General features: G+C 65.7%; 22 protein-coding genes. 11 read left to right on the forward strand and 11 right to left on the reverse strand.

The genetic code is table 11. The annotated features are described in order from the left end of the window. Positions 1-2 precede the first annotated feature (2 nt). Entirely contained in the window at positions 3-419 is a 417-nt protein-coding gene (locus SKC41_RS06890; RefSeq protein ID WP_330976947.1) for a DUF6636 domain-containing protein, read from the forward strand. 113 nt (positions 420-532) lie between these two features. Further along, positions 533-1,750, forward strand: coding sequence for a GNAT family N-acetyltransferase (locus SKC41_RS06895; protein ID WP_330976948.1), 1,218 nt, complete (start codon positions 533-535; stop codon positions 1,748-1,750). On the opposite strand, the gene SKC41_RS06900 is transcribed toward SKC41_RS06895, so the two are convergent. Together SKC41_RS06900 and SKC41_RS06905 are read right to left on the reverse strand one after the other, a co-directional pair. Then, positions 1,747-2,547, reverse strand: a complete 801-nt coding sequence (locus tag SKC41_RS06900; protein ID WP_330976949.1) for an adenylate/guanylate cyclase domain-containing protein — start codon at positions 2,545-2,547, stop codon at positions 1,747-1,749. The two genes, SKC41_RS06895 and SKC41_RS06900, sit on opposite strands and share 4 nt — an antisense overlap. A gap of 26 nt (positions 2,548-2,573) precedes the next feature. Then, complete coding sequence (locus SKC41_RS06905) at positions 2,574-3,515, reverse strand: alpha/beta fold hydrolase (protein WP_330976950.1); 942 nt, start codon at positions 3,513-3,515, stop codon at positions 2,574-2,576. 128 nt (positions 3,516-3,643) lie between these two features. On the opposite strand from SKC41_RS06905, the gene SKC41_RS06910 reads away from it, so the two are divergent. Continuing rightward, positions 3,644-4,612 (forward strand): 2-hydroxyacid dehydrogenase, encoded by a 969-nt coding sequence (locus SKC41_RS06910; RefSeq protein WP_330976951.1) that lies wholly within the window; start codon positions 3,644-3,646, stop codon positions 4,610-4,612. Positions 4,613-4,616: 4 nt separating this feature from the next. On the opposite strand, the gene SKC41_RS06915 is transcribed toward SKC41_RS06910, so the two are convergent. The 3 genes from SKC41_RS06915 to SKC41_RS06925 all read right to left on the reverse strand — a co-directional run bounded on the left by SKC41_RS06915 (position 4,617) and on the right by SKC41_RS06925 (position 7,107). Beyond that, the gene (locus tag SKC41_RS06915; protein WP_330978779.1) at positions 4,617-5,315 is read right to left on the reverse strand and encodes an ABC transporter permease; all 699 of its coding nucleotides are present in this window, start codon (positions 5,313-5,315) and stop codon (positions 4,617-4,619) included. A 71-nt stretch (positions 5,316-5,386) separates the two neighbouring features. Further along, positions 5,387-6,352, reverse strand: a complete 966-nt coding sequence (locus SKC41_RS06920) for an aliphatic sulfonate ABC transporter substrate-binding protein (RefSeq protein WP_330978780.1) — start codon at positions 6,350-6,352, stop codon at positions 5,387-5,389. Further along, on the reverse strand, positions 6,349-7,107 hold the full coding sequence (locus SKC41_RS06925; RefSeq protein ID WP_330978781.1) for an ABC transporter ATP-binding protein: 759 nt from the start codon (positions 7,105-7,107) through the stop codon (positions 6,349-6,351). Before SKC41_RS06925 ends, SKC41_RS06920 begins: the two co-directional genes overlap by 4 nt. 334 nt (positions 7,108-7,441) lie before the next feature. On the opposite strand from SKC41_RS06925, the gene SKC41_RS06930 reads away from it, so the two are divergent. Then, entirely contained in the window at positions 7,442-8,653 is a 1,212-nt protein-coding gene (locus SKC41_RS06930; protein ID WP_330976952.1) for an MFS transporter, read from the forward strand. A gap of 3 nt (positions 8,654-8,656) precedes the next feature. Here SKC41_RS06930 and SKC41_RS06935 read toward each other — a convergent pair whose 3' ends face one another. Next, a complete protein-coding gene (locus tag SKC41_RS06935; RefSeq protein ID WP_330976953.1) occupies positions 8,657-9,598 on the reverse strand; it encodes an alpha/beta hydrolase in 942 nt (313 codons plus the stop codon). Between the two features lie 167 nt (positions 9,599-9,765). Here SKC41_RS06935 and SKC41_RS06940 point away from each other — a divergent pair, with 167 nt between their 5' ends. Next, the gene (locus tag SKC41_RS06940) at positions 9,766-10,836 is read left to right on the forward strand and encodes an LLM class flavin-dependent oxidoreductase (protein ID WP_330976954.1); all 1,071 of its coding nucleotides are present in this window, start codon (positions 9,766-9,768) and stop codon (positions 10,834-10,836) included. Here SKC41_RS06940 and SKC41_RS06945 read toward each other — a convergent pair whose 3' ends face one another. Both SKC41_RS06945 and SKC41_RS06950 read right to left on the reverse strand, forming a co-directional pair. After that, entirely contained in the window at positions 10,837-11,556 is a 720-nt protein-coding gene (locus SKC41_RS06945; RefSeq protein ID WP_330976955.1) for an NUDIX hydrolase, read from the reverse strand. It lies immediately after the preceding gene. A gap of 44 nt (positions 11,557-11,600) precedes the next feature. Continuing rightward, on the reverse strand, positions 11,601-12,482 hold the full coding sequence (locus SKC41_RS06950; protein ID WP_330976956.1) for a TIGR03854 family LLM class F420-dependent oxidoreductase: 882 nt from the start codon (positions 12,480-12,482) through the stop codon (positions 11,601-11,603). An 81-nt stretch (positions 12,483-12,563) separates the two neighbouring features. Here SKC41_RS06950 and SKC41_RS06955 point away from each other — a divergent pair, with 81 nt between their 5' ends. Next, positions 12,564-13,079, forward strand: a complete 516-nt coding sequence (locus SKC41_RS06955; protein ID WP_330976957.1) for a nuclear transport factor 2 family protein — start codon at positions 12,564-12,566, stop codon at positions 13,077-13,079. 26 nt (positions 13,080-13,105) lie between these two features. On the opposite strand, the gene SKC41_RS06960 is transcribed toward SKC41_RS06955, so the two are convergent. Together SKC41_RS06960 and SKC41_RS06965 are read right to left on the reverse strand one after the other, a co-directional pair. Continuing rightward, on the reverse strand, positions 13,106-13,510 hold the full coding sequence (locus SKC41_RS06960; RefSeq protein WP_330976958.1) for a nuclear transport factor 2 family protein: 405 nt from the start codon (positions 13,508-13,510) through the stop codon (positions 13,106-13,108). A gap of 148 nt (positions 13,511-13,658) precedes the next feature. After that, complete coding sequence (locus SKC41_RS06965; RefSeq protein WP_330976959.1) at positions 13,659-15,083, reverse strand: PPE domain-containing protein; 1,425 nt, start codon at positions 15,081-15,083, stop codon at positions 13,659-13,661. 65 nt (positions 15,084-15,148) lie between these two features. Between SKC41_RS06965 and SKC41_RS06970 the strand changes: the two genes are divergently transcribed. Next, positions 15,149-15,718 (forward strand): TetR/AcrR family transcriptional regulator, encoded by a 570-nt coding sequence (locus SKC41_RS06970; protein WP_330976960.1) that lies wholly within the window; start codon positions 15,149-15,151, stop codon positions 15,716-15,718. 112 nt (positions 15,719-15,830) lie between these two features. After that, a complete protein-coding gene (locus SKC41_RS06975; protein WP_330976961.1) occupies positions 15,831-17,162 on the forward strand; it encodes a cytochrome P450 in 1,332 nt (443 codons plus the stop codon). Between the two features lie 4 nt (positions 17,163-17,166). On the opposite strand, the gene SKC41_RS06980 is transcribed toward SKC41_RS06975, so the two are convergent. Beyond that, positions 17,167-17,667: a hypothetical protein gene (locus SKC41_RS06980; protein ID WP_330978782.1), complete on the reverse strand. Its 501-nt coding sequence runs from the start codon at positions 17,665-17,667 to the stop codon at positions 17,167-17,169. 528 nt (positions 17,668-18,195) lie between these two features. Between SKC41_RS06980 and SKC41_RS06985 the strand changes: the two genes are divergently transcribed. The 3 genes from SKC41_RS06985 to SKC41_RS06995 are packed head-to-tail and all read left to right on the forward strand — an operon-like array spanning position 18,196 to position 21,192. Beyond that, on the forward strand, positions 18,196-18,798 hold the full coding sequence (locus SKC41_RS06985; protein ID WP_330976962.1) for a TetR/AcrR family transcriptional regulator: 603 nt from the start codon (positions 18,196-18,198) through the stop codon (positions 18,796-18,798). Continuing rightward, a complete protein-coding gene (locus SKC41_RS06990) occupies positions 18,791-20,368 on the forward strand; it encodes a flavin-containing monooxygenase (protein WP_330976963.1) in 1,578 nt (525 codons plus the stop codon). The genes SKC41_RS06985 and SKC41_RS06990 overlap by 8 nt, the downstream gene beginning before the upstream one ends. Next, complete coding sequence (locus SKC41_RS06995) at positions 20,365-21,192, forward strand: mycofactocin-coupled SDR family oxidoreductase (RefSeq protein ID WP_330976964.1); 828 nt, start codon at positions 20,365-20,367, stop codon at positions 21,190-21,192. The genes SKC41_RS06990 and SKC41_RS06995 overlap by 4 nt, the downstream gene beginning before the upstream one ends. Positions 21,193-21,217 lie beyond the last annotated feature (25 nt).

A 21,217-nucleotide genomic window follows, 5' to 3' on the forward strand; every position in this document is an offset into this window, starting at 1 on the left:
ACATGAAGCGTGCGGTCGCGATTATCGGATTTCTCGTCGTCGGCTGCTGGGTCCGAATGCCGGTGGCCGCAGCGGATAACCCGGCCTGCACGGCGTCGGTGTGCGCGTTCTTGTCTCCGTCGCGCAACATCAGCTGCGAGGTCGACTACAAGCGCGACCCGGGCATCCCCGACGAGGCCTATTGCCAGACCAACGAACCGCAACAGTCCGTGCACCTGTCCACCGGCGGAGTCGTCACCACCTGCAAGGGTGTTTCCTGCCTCGGCAACGCTGGAGAGGGCACGCCCGTCCTTGCCTACGACCAGACCGCCGGCGTCGGTCCCTTCACCTGCACATCGAAGTCCGACGGAGTCACCTGCACCGTGTCCTCGGGCAAGGGGTTCACCATTTCCAATGCGGGGATCACATCGATCGGGTGAGGTGTCGACCTGAGTCGGACTTTATTTCGGGTCTCTGCAGTTCGTCTTCGGGCTGACGTGGGTGGATACGTCAACCATCTGCCGCCACTCGCGGTACAGGCCATGATGGCGGAGTGACCACCGAGATCCGGGTTCTCGATAGCGAGAGCGACCTCCTCGCAGGGCTTAACCTGTTCCGCGTCGCGATGGTGGGGTTTCCGCCGATTCCGGACCTGCCGCCCGGCCAGATCACCAAGATGCTCGACCCCGGGCGTATGGTCGGCGCGTTCGACGCTGACCAATTGGTCGGCACCGCATACGCCGCGACGAGCTCGCTGACCCTGCCCGGCGGAGCCATCGTCGGCCACGCCGCCGTGACAGACGTCGGCGTGCTGCCGTCGTTCACCCGACGGGGCATCGCCACCGACCTGATGCGTCACCAGTTGGACGACTTCACCGCGCGGGGTGAGGTGGTCGCCTCATTACGGGCCTCGGAGGCCACGATCTACGGACGCTACGGCTACGGCGTGGCGAGTTTGGCCCAAAGTGTGGAGATTACGACCGTGCGGGCGGCGTTTCGTCCCGGAGTCGGGACGGGTGGCCCGGTGCGACTTGTCGGCGCCGCCGAGGCCTGGGAAATGCTGCCTCGCATCTATGACGCCAATCGCCCATCTCGGCCGGGGACCATCGACCGGCCTGCAGTGTGGTGGGAGGGCGTACGGCTGCGCACCGAATTATCCTCTGGGGCTTGGTATGTCGCCGTGCACGGGGAGCCCGGAAACGAGTCGGGGTTCGTCCGCTACCGCCCCGTCGACACCGACAGGTGGTTTGTCAGCGAGCAGCGCACCATCGTGGTCGAGGATTTCTTCGCGCCCAACATCGACGCCTACCTGGGGCTGCTGCGCTTCCTGTTCGGGCTGGATCTGATTGACCGAGTGACGTTTTGGATGCTGCCGCTCGATGATCCGCTGCCGTCGCTATTGGTCGATCGCCGGGCGGTCAAGGTGACCGCGATGCACGACGAAACATGGCTGCGTGTCATCGACGCCGAACGCGCGCTGGCGGCGCGCTCCTACGCCGGTGACGACGCGGTCACCGTTGCGGTCAACGACGCACTGCTACCGAAGAATTCGGCCAGCTACACGATTAGCGGCGATGGGGTCGAGGCCACGACCCGTCCCGCCGATCTGCACGTCGGGATCGAGGGCCTGGGTGCGGCGCTGCTGGGCGGCACGACCTGGCGCAGTCTGGCCGTGGCGGGGCTGGCGCGCGCAGCGGACCCGGCGACGCTGGCCGTGGCCGATCGGTTGTTCGCCGTTCCCGAGGCCCCCCATGCCGGGACGTTCTTTTAATCGGTCTCGGAAATCTTGACCGGGTAGAGGTTGTGGGTGCCCTGGAAGCCTTTCAATTCGGCCTCGCACGGTGCGCAGAGCTCGATATCGGGGGCGCCGTCGATCGCGTCGCGCACCGGCTCGCTGACAAGGATCTCGCCGCCGTCGGCCTGTCCGGCGACCCGGGCCGCCATCGCGACGTTGCGCCCGAAAAGGTCGTCGCCGCGCCGGACCGACGGTCCGAGGTGCATGCCGATCCGGACGCGAATGCCTTCGGCGTCTTCGAGTAGGGCGCGCTGGACACCGATACCGCACAGCACGGCCTGGCGGGGATCAGCGAAGGCGATCATGAAGCCGTCGCCCTGATTTTTCACGACGTGACCGCCGTGGTCGTCGACGAATTTCTGGATGAGCCTGTTGTGTTGTTGCAGCACCCGCACCCATTCTCGGTCGCCCAGGGCCTCGTTATGGGCGGTCGAATTCTCGATGTCGGAGAAGGCGATCACCACGTCGCCGGCGGCGGTGAGCCGGGCGAGGTCGGGCCGTTCCACCTGCGCCCAGCCGGCGAGGTCTTCGACCGAGTTACGGACTGTCGCGCCGACGCCTTTGGTCAGTAGTGAATCGGCCGTCTTGAATGCGGTTCTGATCGCAATGGGCGCGACTCCGCGGCGGCGTCGGCGCCGGCCACCGCTGCGACGGCTGCGCTCGAGCGCGGCACGCGCGCCGCTGAGCTGGCGTCTCGACACGATGAGCAGCACGCCGAGCGCGATGAGGCCGCCCAGTTCGGCCACCGCAACCACAGCCAGCACTAACGTCATTGGGCCGAGTATGCCGCAGTGCTTCGTCAGCGGTTTTCGACAGACCTCTGGATCAGCAGACGTACACCGGCCACCACCAGGTCGGGCTGGTGGATTTGGATGAAGTGGTCGCTATCGGTCGCGATCAGGTGGGGCGTTTGCGGACGCAGCGCGATCAGATCTGACGCGCCGTCTCGCCAGGCCCGCTCCAGCGTCGCGCTCTGCTCATCCGAGACGCTGCCGGGAACCGCGAACGGCTCGGTCCTCGTCAGCACGACGGTCGGCACCGGAGGGAAGGCCGGGGCCGCCGCGACCTGCGCGACGCTCTGGTCGATGTCGATCACCTCGAACGAATCCGCGTTCGCGAACTGTGGCAACGGATGATCCAACTGCCGACGATAAACGGGCCAGTCCGATCCCATCAGGCTCGGGATCTCGACGGCGAAGGCATCGACGAACGCGCATGCCCGCACCTGGTCGGGATAGGTCTGCGCATACAGGCGGATGAACAGCCCCCCGAGTGAGTGCCCGACCAGAACGTAGGGGCTCGGCAGATGTGCGGCGGCCAGCAGGGCGTGCAAATCTTGGACAACGTCTTGGGCGGTGCGTGGCATCGCAACCGGCGAACTGCGGTTGCTGATGCTGGGCGGGTCGGGATAGCGCAAGGTGCCGGGCCGGTCGTAGGCGCAAACGCGGTGGTCGTCGGCGAGGGCCGGCAGCACACCCGGACCGACCGCTGGGGCCACCACCTCGGACTGATTCCACGGATCCGACGAGTTGTGATACCCGGATTCCAAAATGATTGTCGGACTGCCCCTTCCGTGGCATTCGAGATAGAGGTGGCGACCATTGCCGATCTCGATGGGACCGGCAAAGTCGCCGCCGCCACCCGACCCCGATGCAGCGCGGTGGTTGGCGCCGCATCCCACCGATGCGACCAGCACTGCGACGGCCAACAGTGATCGAAGGGCGCTATCTGCGATCTGCATCGCGTCATTGTGCAGCTAAGCCAGCCGTGCATAGCGGAATTCGGGGCAAGATCGTGCACGGCGTTTCGTAGCTTGGGTGCCGACCATTCGGCGATGCCAACCCGGATGACTTGGGAGATGATGCAAAGGTGACGGTCGAGAAGAGGAGCGACGTGCTCCGGATCGGCGACAGCTTCGAGCCCACCTTCGAACGAGAGCTGGCGGATCGCTACGAAATTCCCTTACTCCCAAGCGGTCCGCAGCGGACCCAGTTCCTGACGCAGCATGCGGCGCAGATCCGCGTGGTGGTGACCTCCGGCCGCTACGGTGTCGACGCCGAAACCATCGCGGCCCTGCCCAAGCTGGAAGTGATAGTCAACAACGGCGCCGGAGTGGATTTGATCGACCTGGCCGCGGCCAGGCAACGGGGTATCGGCGTAAGCAATACTCCGGATGTGCTGTCGGACACCGTTGCCGATACCGCACTGGGGCTGATCCTGATGACGCTGCGCCGCTTCGGCGCGGCCGACCGCTACGTGCGAGCGGGGCGGTGGGCAAGCGAGGGACAATTCCCGTACGCCAGAGACGTCAGTGGCCTTCAGGTCGGCATCCTGGGATTGGGCCGCATCGGATCGGCCATCGCTACACGGTTGCTCGGATTCGACTGTGCCATCGCCTATCACAACCGGCACCGAATTGACGGATCGCCGTATCGTTACGCGGACTCGCCGCTGGAGTTGGCCGAATCGGTCGACGTGCTGGTCGTCGCAACCACGGGCGACGAGCGGACTCGTCATCTCGTCGACCGCTCCGTCCTCGAGGCGCTGGGTCCCGAGGGCTATCTGATCAACATTGCCCGCGGAAGCGTCGTGGACCAGGACGCGCTGGTGGAGTTGGTCGCCGCCGGCGCACTGGGCGGAGCGGGTCTGGACGTCTTCGCCGATGAGCCCAATGTGCCTGCGGCGCTTTATGATCTGGACAACGTGGTGTTGTTCCCGCATATCGGTAGTGCGACAGCGCGCACCCGACGGGCGATGGCGCTGCTGACGATCCGCAACCTCGAGACCTACCTGAACACGGGCGAACTGGTGACACCGGTGTTGCGCCGCCGCGGATAACCCACTAGCGGCGCCGCACCAGCCGCTTCTCCACCGCGGCCAAGGCACTGTCGGTCAATTTGCCCAGCCCGGCCAGCAGGACGATGGCCAACAACATCACGTCCGTGCGACCGGTGTTTTGGCTGTCCAGCAGCAGGAACCCGAGGCCCTTCGAGGACGCGATGAGTTCGGCGGCGACCACGAACAACCACGCGTTGGCCAGCCCTAATCGCAGCCCATTCACCAATTCCGGTGCCGCGGCGGGCAACATCACCGTCGCGAGCAATGACGCGCCACGCCGACCGTACGCCCGTCCCACCTCCACCAGCTGCGAGTCAACGTGTGAGAGCGCAGATGCCGTCGTTGTGTAGACGGGAAAGAATGCGCCAATGGCGACCATCAGAATCTTCGGTGTCTCGTCGATGCCAAACCATAAGAGCAGCAACGGAACCCAAGCCAGAGACGGCACTGTGCGAAACGCCGCGACGGTCGGCGCGAGCAATCGGCGCACGATCACCGCCAGCCCGACCAGTGAACCCAGCGTGAGCCCCGCGATGGCACCCGCGAAATAGCCAACCAGCACTCGAGAACCGCTGGCCTGCAAGTGAGTCCAGAGTTCACCACGCCGGAGGAGTCCGCCCAGCGCCGACACCACGTCACCGGGCGCAGGGAGCTGGCTGGGCGAGAAGTACCCAGTAACCGCGGTGGCGAACTGCCAGGTCACCAGCAGCAGCACCGGGACAATCAGGCCCACCAACGCCAGCGGCAGCTTCGCCAGCCGGCCGGACGGCGACGTCAGTGCGCCTGCTGAGCGTATTTCGGCTCGATCAGCGTGCTCAGCGCGTTGCGACCCGCGTCGTCGGACTTGATATCGGAATCGGCCACCGCGAGCGGCTCCACCCGCGTCAAGACCGTGCGCACCGGATCCCCCGGCACCGAGTCGATATCCACCAGTGTCCGGGTCAGCTCCTCCTGCGCCACGCTCAGCGCTATGTTCGCCTGCGAGGCCAGCAATGCCGCCAGTTGATCGGGATGTGCTTTCGCCCACTTTCGGGCCTCCTGATAGCTGTTGACCACCGCCTGCAGAGCGTCGGGGTGATCGGCGATGAAATCCTCGCGGGCGTCCAAGACGCCGTAACTGTTGAAACTCGGGTTGCGGTAAATGAAGCGCGAACCCTGCTGCTGGATGGTCTGCGCGATGAACGGCTCCAACCCGGACCACGCATCGACGTTGCCGCGTTCCAACGCGGTCTTGCCGTCGGCATGCTGTAGGTTGACGATCTCGATATCGCTCGGTGAAAGTCCTGCTGTGGCAAGCGATTGCAACAGGAAGTAGTACGGGTCGGTGCCCTTGGTCACGGCTACCTTCTTGCCCTTTAGATCGGCCACCGAAGTGATCGGCGAGTCCTTGGTGACCAGCAGGCCCGTCCACTCACCACCGGCGTAGAGGTCGACGACCTTGATCGGCGATCCGTTGGCCCGAGCGACCAATGCGGCGGAACCGGCGGTGGATCCGATGTCCAGCGCTTTAGATCGCAGCCCCTCGTTGGCCTTGTTGCTGCCTGCGGAAAGCACCCACGTGACGTTGTAACCACGGTTTTCCAACAGGTGTTGGTCACGCACCACCAGACTCAACGGGTTGTAGTAGGCGTAATCCAAGTGGATGTCTTTCGACGCCGTAGGGCCCCCATTCGAACCGCAGCCCGATACCGCGACAACCCCGACTATCACCGAAATCGAAGTCAGGTAACGACCTTTCACCATGCTTTTGCCTCACTGCTCCGTCGGGGTACACCGAGCTCGTCCAACAATTGCTCCCGCAACGCGGCGATTCGCGGATCCCCGCGGTCGCGTGGTTTGGGTATTTCCACTTCATGTGTCGCGGCAATACGGGCGCCGCCCGATTCATCCGCGCGCAGTATCAGCACTCGGTCGGCGAGGATCGCGGCCTCGTCCACATCATGTGTCACCAACACCGTTGTCGTGCCCGCCTCTTGCTGCACGGCATCGAGTAAGTCCTGCATCCGCAGTCGGGTCAGCGCGTCAAGCGCGGCCAGCGGTTCGTCCAGCAAGAGGACGCGTGGGCGTCGCGCCAGGGCCCGCGCGAGGCCGGCGCGTTGCGCCATACCGCCGGAGACTTGCCGCGGGTAATGTTTGCCGAACTCGCGCAACCCCACGACCTCGAGCCAGTGTGTCACTGCGCCCGAGCCTTTCGCGCGCGGCGTGCCGGGCGGCAGGCCAAACTCCACGTTTGCGGCCAGGGATCGCCAGGGCAGCAGACGGGGCTCCTGAAACACCACCGCGCAGCGCGGGTCGATTCCGCGCACCGCATCGCCGTCGATCTCGATGCGTCCCCCGGTCGGACTGTCGAGACCGGCGATGAGCCGCAACAGTGTCGACTTGCCGCTACCTGAGGAGCCGAGTAACGCAACGACCTTGCCCGGCTCGATTTCGATATCGACCTCGTGCAGCACGGTATGCGTTCCGAACGTCCGGTCGACACCACGAAGAGACACCCGGGCCGGCGCCGGATTGGTCGACATCACCCGCGCAGCCTAGGAACGACCGTGACAGACCACCAGGTTTGCTTCGGGCATGATTCAAACCCCGCCCGCTGGGCAGTCTCCGGGTTGGCAACTGTCGTTGTATCGCGAGTCGGAATAACCGCTCGAGCGGCGCCGTCTGTGGACAAGGTGCAGCGCTAATTTTCGCGGCGCGCCGCAAAGGCACAACGCTGTGGCCGATATCACCGCGATACACCGTTCGTCGATCGACCGCGTGCCAGAGACTGGGGAGGAATTCGTGTGCAGGCCGAATGTGGCTGTGCCCCGCCGGGCGCAACCGGCACCGGTGGAAACGGATGGAAAAGACGCACGCGGTGAATCTGGGGGATCCGCACAGTTATTCGCCTCGGTGCTGGTCGTCCTGCTGGCAACAGGCTGGGCGGCTAACCACTTCGCCGGGTTGATCCCCGCGCTAAGCGATCACCAGCACCTCAATAGGACCACACTCGACGCGATCTTCGGGATCTACGCGGTGGGACTGCTGCCCGGCCTGCTCATCGGCGGCCGGCTATCGGATGTGCTGGGCCGCCAGTCGGTGGCGTGGGCGGGGTCGATCACCGCGCTGGCCGGCACGGTCGCGATGTTGCTGTCCCTGCATTCCCCGGTCTTGCTCGGGGGTCGACTGGTGGTCGGCGCCGGTGTCGGGCTGGTGGTCAGCTCGTGCACCGCGTGGGCTTCGGACATGAAAGGGCCGGCCGGCGCCGCGGTTGCCGGAGCCGTCCTGACGGCCGGTTTCGCGGTGGGCCCGTTCGCATCCGGCGTGATTGCCTCGGTGGGGCAATCCGGGCTTTGGGAGTCGTTCGCAATCGCCGCCGCACTCGTCGTGCTCGCCACGGTCGCCGCGATGGTGGCAGCCCAGCGCGTGGACGTGACCGCACCGGTAGCCGCGTCCAGCCAACCGCAGGCCGCGTCGGCACGCCCCGACATCAGGCGGGCGTTGAGTTGGGCGCTGCCCCTGTCGCCATGGGTGTACTCCTCGGCGACTCTTGCCTTCGTCACGATCCCCATCCACGTGCACACCGGGCTCGCCGCCCCGCTGGCCGCGGGAACCGCAGCGCTGATTGCCAACGGCGTCAGCGGCACCACTCAATTGATCGCCCGCGCGCGTCAGTGGGGTCCGCAGGCCGGCACCGTCGGCGCCGTGCTGGCCGCACTCGGCTACGCGGTGACCGCGGCGGCGCCGTCGACCATGCCGCTGGCCGTGGCGTTGTCGCTGCTGGTGGTTCTCGGCTGCGCGTCCGGCCTGCTGCTCCGTGAGGGCCTGATCGACTTGGAAGCCGCTGCGCCGCAACACTTGCGCGGTGCCCTCACCGGCACGTTCTACACGGTCAGTTACATCGGTTTCGGCCTGCCGATGCTGCTGAGCACCATCGGGTCCGCGAAAGCCGCTGCGACGATCCTTACGGTCATGGCGGTGCTGGCGTTGACGACCGCCGTAGCCCGGGCGCTGAGGCTGCGCCGAAACAGCCACCGGCAGAGCGGATTTCGTCCTGGGTGATCGCTACAGTGCGAGCGCTTGGCGCAGCACTGCGATCTTCTCGGCCGCTTCGCGTTTCGAGATCGCCGCGTCCTGGATCAACATCGAGCCGTGGAAAGTTCCTGGAAACAGATGTAATTCAACGCTCACGCCAGCGGCCAGCATGGCCAACGCGTAGGCGACGCCTTCGTCACGAAGTGGGTCGAAGTGCATAACCGAGACGTACGCCGGCGGCAGACCTGCCAAATCGGTGGCACGAGCCGGCGCAGCATAGATCGGCACATCGTCGGTTCCGGGGCGACCGGCGCCCAAATAACAGTCCCAGCTAACGATCGCTCGGGGGCGGCTCCACAGCGGGGTATCGGTGAAGTCGGTCATGCTCGCGGTGGCGAGTCGGTCATCGAGTTCGGGCACCGAAAGAAACTGAAACGCGATGTGCGGCCCGCCGCGGTCGCGAGCCAGCAGCGCCAGCGCCGCACAGAGGCCGCCTCCGGCACTCATCCCGTGGATGGCGATGCGTTGCGGGTCGATGCCCAATTCGTCCGCGTTCGCGGCCGTCCAGACCAGCCCGGCGTACACGTCCTCCAGGCCGCCGGGGAACGGCGTTTCGGGTGCGAGCCGGTAGTCGACGGACACCACGACGACGCCGAGTTCGCGGGCAAGGACGACGTTCGTGCCGTGTTCGGTTTCCAGGTCTCCGGCGACGAACCCGCCCCCGTGCACGCTGTACACCCCGGCCGGGCCGCTGCGCTGATCGGGCCAGTAGATACGGATCGGAACCGCGGGATCGCCGGCGCGGCCGGGGATTTCACGATTCTCGATCCGAACTCCGGTGGTGTCCGGCACCGGAAGCTGAGCCACCATCTCCGACAACGCCGACCGAATCGCCACCGGATCTTCACCCGGCAGGTCGGGCAGATATGGAAGCAACGCAGCAATTTCCGGGTCGAACGCATACGTCGTCATGGGCACTCCTGAATCGATCAGCGGCAATGTCGTTCGTAAGTTTGCCCCCGGCGATCGGCATCTGGCTAGATCGATTGCGCGTTCGTGCGCGAACTGTATATATCGGCGTGGTTTACACCGCCGCCCGAATGGAATGAAGTCGAGAACCGATCGGTTCGTATATATCAATGAAGTTTCTGCTGATAACGCTGATCACGCATGTTGGGGATCCGGTCTCGGGCAAGCAGCGTAGCCCCGCCGATCGGTTTCGCGATGTCGTGGATAAGGCGGCGCTCGCTGAGGAGCTGGGTTTCGACGGCTTTGCGGTCGGTGAGCGCCACGAAGATCCGTTCATCTCCTCATCGCCGCCGGTGGTGCTGAGTAACATCGCGGCGCGGACCTCGAAAATCGGTCTGTTCACCGGGGTTACGACGTTGAGCCTGCTGGATCCGGTGCGCGCGTTCGAGGACTACTCAACACTCGACAACCTGTCCGGCGGGCGTCTGGAGTTGATCATCGGCAAGGGCAACGGGGCGGCACAGGCCCAGTTGTTTCACGTAACGGCCGAGGACCAGTGGGACCGCAACCGCGAAGGCTACGAGCTGTTTCGCCGGCTGTGGGAGAGCGAGAACGTGACGTGGGCGGGCAGGTTCCGGCCACCCCTCGTCAACGCCAAGGCACTTCCCCGGCCGCTGCAGCGCCGGATACGGATCTGGCACGGCAGCGCCACCAGCAAGGACTCCGTTGACCTCGCGGCCCGCCACGGTGATCCAATCTTCTCCGCCAATGTCGTCAACTCCGTTGAGCCCTACGCCGAGCTGGTGCGCCATTACCGGCAGCGGTGGGAGTTCTATGGACATCGCCCCGAGGATGCCTTGGTGGGTGCCGGAACCGCGGGGTTTTACGTCACCCGAAGGTCGCAGGAAGCGGTGGCGGCCTACCGGCCGATGTTCGAGGCGCGCCTGGCATTCGCGCGCCGCGCCGGGGTCCCGGTGGTGTTCGATTCGATCGAGGATTTCGTCGAACGAAGCTCCGCATTGGTGGGCAGTCCCGAGCAGGTGATCGACAAGGTGGGCCGCTACCACGAGCACCTCGGCCACGAAGTGATGCACCTGTCCGCCGACACCGACGGGGTGACGGCTAGCCAGCAGCGTCGCAGCCTGGAACTGTTTCAGTCCGACGTCGCTCCGGTTCTCCGCGAGCGCATTCCCAGCCGGCCGCTGATTGCCCAGTCGGCTACCAATGAAGTTGTCGGATAACTACTTCCACGCGAACACGGGTTGCTCGAGGTGGTCCACCGAATCGTGGCGTCCTTCCAAGCACAACCACCGCAGCTGCAACAACACCGCCCCGGTCGGTGCGTGGATGAGGTCGTTTCCGAGCGGGATCTGGACGACCGGTCGCGGGCTCTCTTTGATGGTGATGAATCGCGGCGAGTCATCGCGTTGCAGTTGGTGCAGCCCCACCCGATACACGGCCACGACCTCGTCGGGAGCGGGATCGGGATCGAGCCGTCCGCCGCCCCAGATCACCACCGGTGTGATGACGTAACCCGATCGGGTCGGGTAGTCGTCGAGCAGACCCAACACCGCCGAGGCGGGCAGTGCGATCCGCACCTCTTCGCGCAGTTCCCGCAACGCCGCGTCCACGGCCGTCTCGCCCGCATCCAGCCGGCCACCGGGAAGGGCCCACTGCGCGGCGTGCGAGGTGAGGCGAGAAGCCCTGCGGCACAGCAGAAATGCCGCGCCGCCCGACACGTCGACCATGCGGCCGTCCAGGTCGTCTGCCGGCATCGGACGACCGGCATTCCAGTCCTCTACCGACACCGGATCGACCCGGTCCTCGCCGACCTCCGAATCAACGAGCACCACCGCGACGGCGGCGTGCCGCTTGGTCGGATCGGTCACCGCCCGCCGTTCGTAGTTGGCGAGATGGGCGCGAATCCGGTCACGCAGTGCCACGTCGTAGGGGATGGTCACTTGTCGAGCCTAAGCATGGCGGCCATCAGCCCCGAGGGTGGCGCTTAGTTCTGCCGACCCGCCAGCTCCGCGACGAAACGATCGACGAAGCCGGCCACCGACACTTGACCCGCCGGGCGAATCACGAATTTCGTCAGCCCCGCATCCAGATAGCCGTCGAGTTGGCGATGCAACTGATCCCAGTCCGCGGCGATCAGGTCGGCGGGATCGACGTCGGGACGACGCCGGCGGGCCGCCGCGACCAACTCGGGCGACAACTCGCCATCGGCGACACCCAATGAAATGCCGAAGTGATCCGGCTCAATCTGGCGGCCTGCCTGCTCGGCGGCCCGCTCGATCGCCTCGCGGCCCGCCCGCGCCTCGGCTGGGGTAAGAAAGCTGCCCAACCAGCCATCCGCCAAGGTACCGATGCGACGGTATGCCGCCGGTGCCGAACCGCCCAGCCAAATGTCAAGTGGTGGAGCAGGTTTCGGAGTGATCACCGCCCCGCTGACGGTGAAGTACTGGCCGTGATAGCTGGCCGGATCGTCGGACAGCGCGCAGCGCAGCACCTGCAGCGACTCATCGAACACCGCCGCGCGCGCTCCATCCGGGACCGCGAACAGCTCGCGCTCGGCCGGAATCGCGGACCGCAAACCGAAGACCGGAAGAACACGCTTAGGTGCGATGGCCGCCAACGACGCCAGTTGTTTGGCCACCAGCACCGGATGGCGTCCCGGCAGTACTGCCACCGAGGTGCCCACCTTCAACTGAGTGGTGCGGGCGAGCGCATAGGCCATCCCGACCATCGGATCCACCGTGGGGGCGTAGACAAGTTCGGAGAACCACAGCGAGTCGACGCCGCTGCTCTCCAAATGATCGACAATGCCGGCGAGTTGATCGGGCGTGCTGTCCGCACCCAGTCCGACCCCGAAGCGAATCTTCACCCGCGTCTCCCTCCGCTCTTGGCCCACATGCGTATCGCAACGCGGCGGCGCCGCGGTTTGTGCCCTTTACTATCCAGAACCATGACCGACAGCGACGTCGTGGCGATAACGCAATTGGTGAACCTGTACGGGCTGGCCGTCGACTCCCAGCGCTGGGACCTGTTCGACCGGATCTTCGCCGACGATGTGGATGCCGACTACGGTCCGACGTCACGCTGGACGGATCGTGAGCGGTTCAAGTCCGAGTTCGCCACGTTCCATGACCCCTTCGATTCCACCCAGCACACCATGTCCACCCACGTCGTCCACGTCGATCAAGACCGCGCGCACAGCTTCTGCAACGGCGGCTGGCGGCTGGTGCGCAAGGCGGTCGACGGCAACCCCCTCTGGGACGGCAGTGGCTGGTACGACGATGCGCTGGTGCGCACTCCGGCCGGCTGGCGGATCACTCGCCGGGTCTGCCGCATCACCTGGTGGACCGGAAATCCGTTCGTCAACGAAACGATTCCCGGCGTGACGTTCGACCTGGCCACCACGGTGCTGCGCCGCGAAGCCGACGCCGGGCGCGTCGGAATCCTCGGTGCGGTGCTGAACTAACGCACTGTCGGGCTGCTCGGCCAGCGCTAATCCAGTTCCAAGGCCTCCTGCTGGATCCGGCCGAACTGGGCGGCCATCGCCTCGGACAGTGCCGTCGCCCCGGACAGCGGACGCACCATCACCATGAAGTCGTCGATCAGGCCGTTCTCGTCGAAATGCAGGAAGTCGCATCCGGTGATCTTGACGCCCGGGGCGCCAGAAAGGCCGGTCTCGAAGATCAGTGCATGGTCGCGGCCGTCGGCGCCCGCGATCTCGCGGACGTAGCGGAAGTCCTCGAAGATCCGCAGCACACCGCGCAGAATCGCCGCGGTGATCGGCTTGCCGATATAGGGCTTGAATGCCACCGGGCTGGTGAAGACCACGTTGTCGGCCAGCAATGCCTGGATGGCTGCCTCGTCGCGGTCCTCGACCGCTTTCCGGAAGGGATGCATCAGATCATGGTGCCGGATTCACCAGGTAGTGCGCGAGGTTACGTCGGCTCGCTGGGAGCCGGGTGAGCATACGAGAGCGGGCCTCCGCCGGAGGTTGTTGGCACCCCGCGACCAACAACCTCTGAAGAAGGCCCGCTCTCTCTTTCCCTCAGTGGTCTGCGGCATCCTTCGGTCTGCGCCGGCCGAGGATGGCCTCGGTCCAGGCGCGGTTCTCGGAGTAGATCGATGCGTCGGCCTGGCGGCGTTTGCCCTTGCCGGGCTGTTGTCCGTGACCGCCATGCGCACCCATCGGCGGTACGCCCATGCCGCCTGCGCCCATCGCGCCTGCCGCACCGGGGATCCCGCGGCCCAACGCGGTGGGCGGGAGTGCTGCCGGCGCCGGCCGGAGGCCCCCTCCTCCTTCGGCCGGCGCCTGCAGTGGCATCGAGGGGACCGATCGCAACGGCGGTATGCCGGCGCCACCGGATGACGCGGGCTTCATGCCGGCCGGTTTCGACGGGTCCGGCACCGCGGTCGGTGCACTGCCCAGGGTCGCGTCGGTCGGCGTCGCGGCCGTCTGGGCGGACGGCATGCCACCCATCTCCGGAAGCGGCTCTACCTGCGGGAGATCCCCGTAGGGCGATTCGGGATAGGGCGTTTCGGTGCCGGGCCCGAAGTCGTAGGCGCCGGGGTCGATCGGCGGTACGACGGCATACGCGGCGGGAGCCAGCGGCGGACTGATCGGCGGCAGCGGCAAAGCGGCCCGCTGCTCGTATTCGGCCAGTACCTGTTCCGACTTCTCCTGCAGTGCCACGTACTCCTCTTCCAGCACGGGCTTGAGGTCAGACCACTGCATCTTCCAGGGATAGGTGGTCTGCCACTGGTACCAGAGGTAGTCGAGGTCCTCGACCTGTTGCACCGTGGGATGCTCCGGGAGGGCCCAGTCCTGCGTCGACACGATGCTGCGGGCCTGCGTCGCCATCAATCCGCACAGATCCGCCATTTGATACAGCCACGCTCGTTGCTGGTCGAAGTTCGCCTCTACCGCATAGCGCGCATCGCCTTCCCAGGATTCGAAGGGCCGGAACCGATACGCGGCCTCCAACAACGCCCGCTGATACGCGGTCCACGCATCGGCGAAGCCGGTGAACGCCACGCCCTGATCGGGTTCGCTGATGTCCTGCGCCGCCTCTTTGACGTCACGGTAGGGCGCTGCCTCGCCTGCTGCCGCGATCTGTGTGTCGGTGAGCGGTGGCGGGGCGATGCTTTTCATCTGGGTCCCGGTCGCCGCGCCCGACACGGACTCGTCGCCGCTGTCGAGGGCGGCCGCGGCGCCCGTGTCGACCTCTTCATAGGCCTTCGCGGCATTGCGCAGGGACTCGGCCAGTGCTTCCCACTCCCGTTCGCCGGCTTCCAGGTAGATCCGCATGTTGTCGGCGGACAGCGCGAGTTGATCGGCGGCCGTGATCACCATCGGTAGGACGCACGGGGCCTGGGGGTTTTCGGTCGGCAAGCCTGGGATCGGGGCCTCCAGCTCATCGGCTCGGGCCATCAGCTCCTCGTACTCCACGCTCAGCGTTTGCGGCTGTGTCATGGCAGATCGTCCCCTTGGAGTTTCGTTCGGCTGTAGTCAAGTGACTACGGTGATAGTGTAGACATATGACTACACGCGGCGCAAGCCCCGATGCAGCTCCCGTTCCGACCGGCCGTGAAGAGGTGACTGCCGCGATCCTGGACAGCGCGGCGGAGATGTTCGCCGAACGGGGGCCCGGGGCTGCGTCGATTCGCGACATCGCAGCCAGGGCCCACGTCAACCACGGCTTGGTGTTTCGCCATTTCGGGACGAAGGAGAAACTCGTCGCTGCCGTGCTTGATCACCTGGCCACGAAGCTGGCCACGATGACCGGCGGCGAGGCGTCCCCGGAGGAGACGGAGGCGGCCACCTCCATCCACCTGCGGGTCATCGCGCGTGCCCTGCTCGACGGGTTTCCGGCGGGCAAACTGCAGTCCAGCTTCCCCGCTGCCGCCCGGCTGCTCGAAGGCATTCGGCCCGAACACGAGAGCGAAGAGAGCGCCCAGCTCGGCGCCGCGCACGCGATCGCTCTGCTGTTGGGCTGGCAATTGTTCGAACCGTTCGTGCGCGCGGCGACCGGACTCCACGATCTGTCTCGCGAGGAGTTGCGCGAATCGATGTTCGCCGAGATGGCCAGGCTGGCCGAACCGCACTGAGCCCGCGGCGCCGTCGTCTCGAGCTTCGGCACCGGCGGATGCTCGGTAGGCTGAGTGGGCGTCGAAAGCCCCGAGGAGGCGCCTATGTTCCGCACCGTTTGGGCGAGTTGACATGAGCCAGACGACGCCAGCGGCGACCGATCCACTCGCGCGGCTGCCGCTACCGCCCGGCCCACGAGTGCCCGGCCTGGTGCAGACCGCACTGTTCTCCCATCGGGCCCGCATCACGCCCTGGCTGCGCAAGCACTACGGCGATGTCATCGCGGTCTCCGTACTGGGCCGGCCTTCTGTCCTGGTGTGCAGTCCCGAACTCACTCGGTCCGTGCTCGGCGGCGACCCGACCACCTTCCACGCGGGCGAGGGAAGATTCCAGGGCCTACGCAACGTGATGGGCGAGCACTCCGTGGTGACCACTGACGAAGCTGAGCACCAACGGCTTCGCAAACTGCTGGTCGCTCCCTTTAACGGCGCTGCACTGCGCGGCTACCGGGACATCACTAACGAACTCGCCGCCAAAGAAATCGACCGGTGGCCGCTCGGCACCCCGTTCGCCGCCCAGCCGCGAATGAATGCCGCGACTCTGGAAATAATGTTGCGAGTTGTGTTGGGTCTGCACGAGGGGCCACGGCTCGACGTGCTTCGTGTCCCGCTCTTGAGACTCGTCTCCGCATCCATGGCGGTGTACGCCGACGAGGTGGTACCCCAGTTGCAGCGGTTCGGGCCCTGGAAGCGATTCCGTCAACTCCTAACGCACATCGACGACCTGCTCTACGCCGAGATCCGCGAGCGCCGCAACGCGGTGCAGACTGCGCAGCGCCGTGACGTGTTGTCTCGGTTGATCACTACGGACGTGGAAGGAGACCGGCTCTCGGATGCCGAGCTGCGCGACCAGATGGTCACCCTGCTGCTGACCGGCCACGAAACCACCGCGATCACGCTGTCCTGGGCGTTGCACGACCTGGCGCATAATCCCGCATTGCAGGACAAGGCCATTGCCGCGGTCGACACCGGCGACGACAAATACTTCGAAGCCGTGATCAAAGAGTCGATGCGGCTACATCCCGTGGTCCACTCAGTCGCACGACGACTGACCCACGATATTGAACTGGGCGGCTATCGAATTCCCGCCGGCCACATCGTATTTGCCGGCATCGGCCCGGTGCAGTCCGATCCCGACCAGCATGCCGATCCGCACGTGTTCCGGCCCGAACGCTTTCTCGACGGCTCGGCCACGGCCTCGAACTGGTTGCCTTTCGGCGCGGGGGTACGCCGTTGTCTGGGGGCGGGATTCGGGATGATGGAATCCACCGCGATCCTTCGTGAGGTCCTGCTCAATTACCGTCTCACGCCCGGCCGCAGCCGGCCCGAGACGGCCCGCGCCCGTCACGTCGTCTACATCCCTTCCCACGGCGCCCGCATCATCGCTCAACGGCGCGTGAAATAGGCTGTCAAAGCATCGAATTGATCATTGATCCGCCATCGTCGTCGACCTGAGTAGTGGCATTGTCGTTCTGCCGGAAGTCGATGAAGGCCGACTGGCGAGTCGAGGTGTTCAGCAGCTCGTTGAACGTGCCGATCACGGGAATCGGCCCCTGCGGACCTGACACGTCCGCGGTGTAGTTGATGAACACCTCCTGCTGAAAGTTGGTGCCCTGCAACGTTCTCGGGATGGGCGCGCTCAAGTTCTTGACGTTGATCAAGCCGGCCGCCGGGGTGCCGGTCAACTGATGGATATCGGCCTGCAGCATGCCGACGAGATCGGTTCCGCCGGCGGGTTTGACCGCCACCTGCAACTGCGCGCTGGAGTCGTTGTTGGACAGCGCCACCCAGTTGGGGCCGCGGTCCGCAATCGCCCACCCCGGAGCCGGGGTGATCGATACGCCACCGGCGATGGCGATCGAGTCGGCCGAATCCAGCCGCACCGACTGCCGGCTGCCGGTAGCAATCATGACGACTGCCGCGGCCACGACACCGGCGATGGCGAGCATCCACAACCGCCGCGCGTATCCGCGGGCCTGATAGTGCACTCTGGGCGACGACGTGGTCATGCTCTCGCTCCCGACGCTAAGTGGGCGATAGCTCGACTCACCCTGTGACTTTAGCGTCGTTCAACAGTGCGGAGCTTGTCCAAGATCGGGTTGCTATGACCCGATACAAGCCGGTTATGAAGCCCCTACGCAGCAGTGGCGGGAGCAGTCGAAACGGGGGTTACCTCGGAGTGGACATGGCCACAGCTACCGCAGCGCACCTCGTACTCCAGCTTGTTGTCGCCGATTTCGAGGAACCGGTACTCAGCGAACGCCGCGCATCGCGGACACCGCGTGCGACCGTGCTCAACCGTCGTCATCTCCGGCCCCCTTCTCGAGTGTGACTCCGAGAAAATACCCGCTGGAGGCCTGGTCAAACCATCGCTTTTCGAGCTCTTCGGGTCTGGTGGCCCATTGACCGCGTTGAACACATATCGTTAATGTGTTCAAGTGCCCCTCGATGCCGCGCGCGACACCCGGGCGGTGCCGAACGCGTTGTTGACCGCCGCCTCCGACACGTTGCGCCAGCTGGGGCCCAGGCGCTTCAGCCTCACGGCCGTGGCCGAAGCCGCCGGCGTTTCGCGTGGCACCGTCCACAATGTGTTGGGCACCCGCGACAACGCAATTGCCACCGCACTCAACCAGCTGGCCGCCGGTTTCATCGACACCATGGCCGTCGAGATCGCCAAGGAAGCCACCCTGGCCGAGCAGGCGGCGGCGGTCGCGGTGCTGATCTGTGCGCATCGTCAACGCTCGCAATCGATGCCGCGCGGCCTGGATCGCGGCATCCTGGTCCTGCTGTTGGACCACGGCGGCGACGAGTTGATGCGCCGTGCGATCGAATTGTGGAAGCCCTTGGTCAAAGCCGCCCAGCGGAACGGAGAAGTCGGTCCGACGGTCGACGCGGCACGTGCTAGCGAATGGATCGTGCGAATGCTATTCAGTTTCGAGCTAATCCCCCCGATCGCGGTCAACCTCGACAATCCCCGTGCCGTGCGCCGGTACGTCTGCGATCACATCGTCGCCGGCCTGACCGGGGCCGACCGTGTCTGAACCCGACTACGAAGTGGCGATCATCGGTGCCGGGCCGGGCGGGATCGCCGCGGCGAAGTTGTTGCGCGACAAGGGCATCAATGACTTCATCATTTTAGACCGCGGACCCGACTTCGGCGGCACCTGGCGGGATAATCACTACCCCGGCCTGGCCGTCGACATCCCGGTGCTCTGGTACCAGTTGTCCTTCGCGCCGAACCCCAACTGGACTCGGTTCTTCGCGCCGGGACCGGAGATCTACCAGTATCTGCGCGACACCGCGGCCCGCTTCAAGCTCTACAAGCACCTGCGCGCCAATGCCGAAGTCGTACAACAACAATGGGACGCAGCGGGCAGTCGGTGGCACCTTTCGATCAAGGATCAGCCGCCGGTGTCGGCGCGCTTCGTGATCAACTCGGTAGGCGGCTATGTCAACGCCAAGAACGTGATCGACATCGACGGCGTCGACGACTTCGTCGGCACCATCCTGCGGCCAAATGCCTGGGACGACGACTACGACACCGCGGGTAAACACATCGCCATCATCGGCACCGGTTCCAGTGGGGTCCAGATTGCCGGAGCTTTATCGAGCCAGGCCGCCAGTCTGGTTGTCTATCAGCGCACTCCGGCGTGGGTACTGCCCAAGGTCGACTTCGACATCGCGCCCTGGATGCGCCGGCTGTTGCGGTTGCCCGGCATGGCCGGTGCCGTCAATGCCCTGGGGCGGGCCAGCATGGACGCCTTCATGCTTGCGCCGCTGATGCATCTGCTGCCGCTGCTGCCCGACCGGGTACTCACGCGCGTCATGCCGCTTTACGACGCCTGGTGCCGGCTGCTGTACCGATTGCTGCTGCGCGCAGTGGTCGAGGATCCGCAGACGCGCCGAGCGCTGGTTCCCCGCTATGGCCTGCTCGCCAAGCGTCCGGTCATCTCCAGCAGCTTCCTGCCCGTGTTCAACCACGTGGGCACGCAGCTGATCACCACCCCGATCGAGCGCATCACCCGCACCGGCATCCGCACCGCCGACGGCACCGATCGTCCCGCCGATCTGATCGTGTTGGCCACGGGCTACGAGCTGTGGACCGATCCTGAGACGTACCGTCCCGGAACGATTCTGGGCGATAACGGCTTTGATCTTGCGCGGTATTACCGCGCCGAGGGGTTGCGCAGCTATTCCGGGACCGCGCATCCGCGGCTGCCCAACCGGTGGGAGATCGTCGGACCGCTGGGCTTCGTCGGATTCGCCTGGCCCGACTTCGTCGAGACGATGGCCGCGCACGCCGTGCGCATGATCGACGAGGTACGACAGCGCGGCGCGACATCCGTCGCGGTCCGCCAATCCGCGTTCGACCGCTGGAACGATCGGATGCACCGGCAAGGCAAGGCCGTTCGCCTCTACCTGACGGCCTGCAACCCCGGCCTGTCCACCTACTTTGTGAACTCGCAGCGCGACACCGTCTACCACCGCCCGCAGACCATCACCGCGTCGCGGCGGTTCAGCCGGCGATCGCCGTTGACGGACTACGAGTTTCGTACCCAGCCCGCCGTCCAGCCCGAGCCGGCACCGTCAGTGGAGGAGCTATCGGCATGAGCGAAACCGCCACCCCGTTGGTCGGGAAGGTCGCCTTCGTGACGGGAGCCGCCCGAGGACAGGGCCGCTCACACTGCATCCGGCTGGCCCGGGCCGGAGCCGACATCGTCGCGATCGACGCGTGCGCGCCGGTCGCCGAGCACAACGGCTATCCCCCGGCGACACCCGAAGACCTCACCGAGACGGTCAATCTGGTCGAGGGTGCAGGCCGCAAGATCCTCGCCGAGGAGGTCGACGTCCGCGACCTGGCCGGCCAGCAGCGCGTCGTGTCGAATGCGATCGAACAGTTCGGACGGCTCGACATCGTGGTGGCCAATGCCGGGGTGCTGAATTGGGGCCGGGTGTGGGAGATTTCGGCCCAGCAGTGGCAGGAGACGCTCGATACCAACCTCACCGGGCTGTGGAACACCATGAAGTCCGTGGTGCCGGCAATGATCGACGCCGGCAATGGCGGATCGATCATCAACATCAGCTCCGCGGCCGGGATCAAGGCCGTCCCGGGCTGCGGGCATTACTGCGCAACCAAATTCGGCGTCGTCGGCCTCACCAACTCGCTGGCGGTCGAACTCGGCGAATTCGGCATCCGCGTCAACTCGGTGCACCCCTACGGCACCGACACCCCGATGGGCAACGACCTGTCGATGTACAAGGTCTTTCAGGACCACCCGCACTACATCCACAGCTTCTCGCCGGGCGCACTGCCGACCGATTCGCTGGCTGCCCCCGACCTGATTTCCGACATCGTCGTCTGGCTCGCCAGTGATGCGTCCTCGCTCGTCACCGCCGCCCAAATCCCAGCTGACAAAGGCTATCTCAAGATCTGAACCGTCGGCCTGCCAATGGCGCGCG

Origin of the sequence: Mycobacterium sp. 050128 (genome assembly GCF_036409155.1) — a bacterium.
GTDB lineage: Bacteria > Actinomycetota > Actinomycetes > Mycobacteriales > Mycobacteriaceae > Mycobacterium.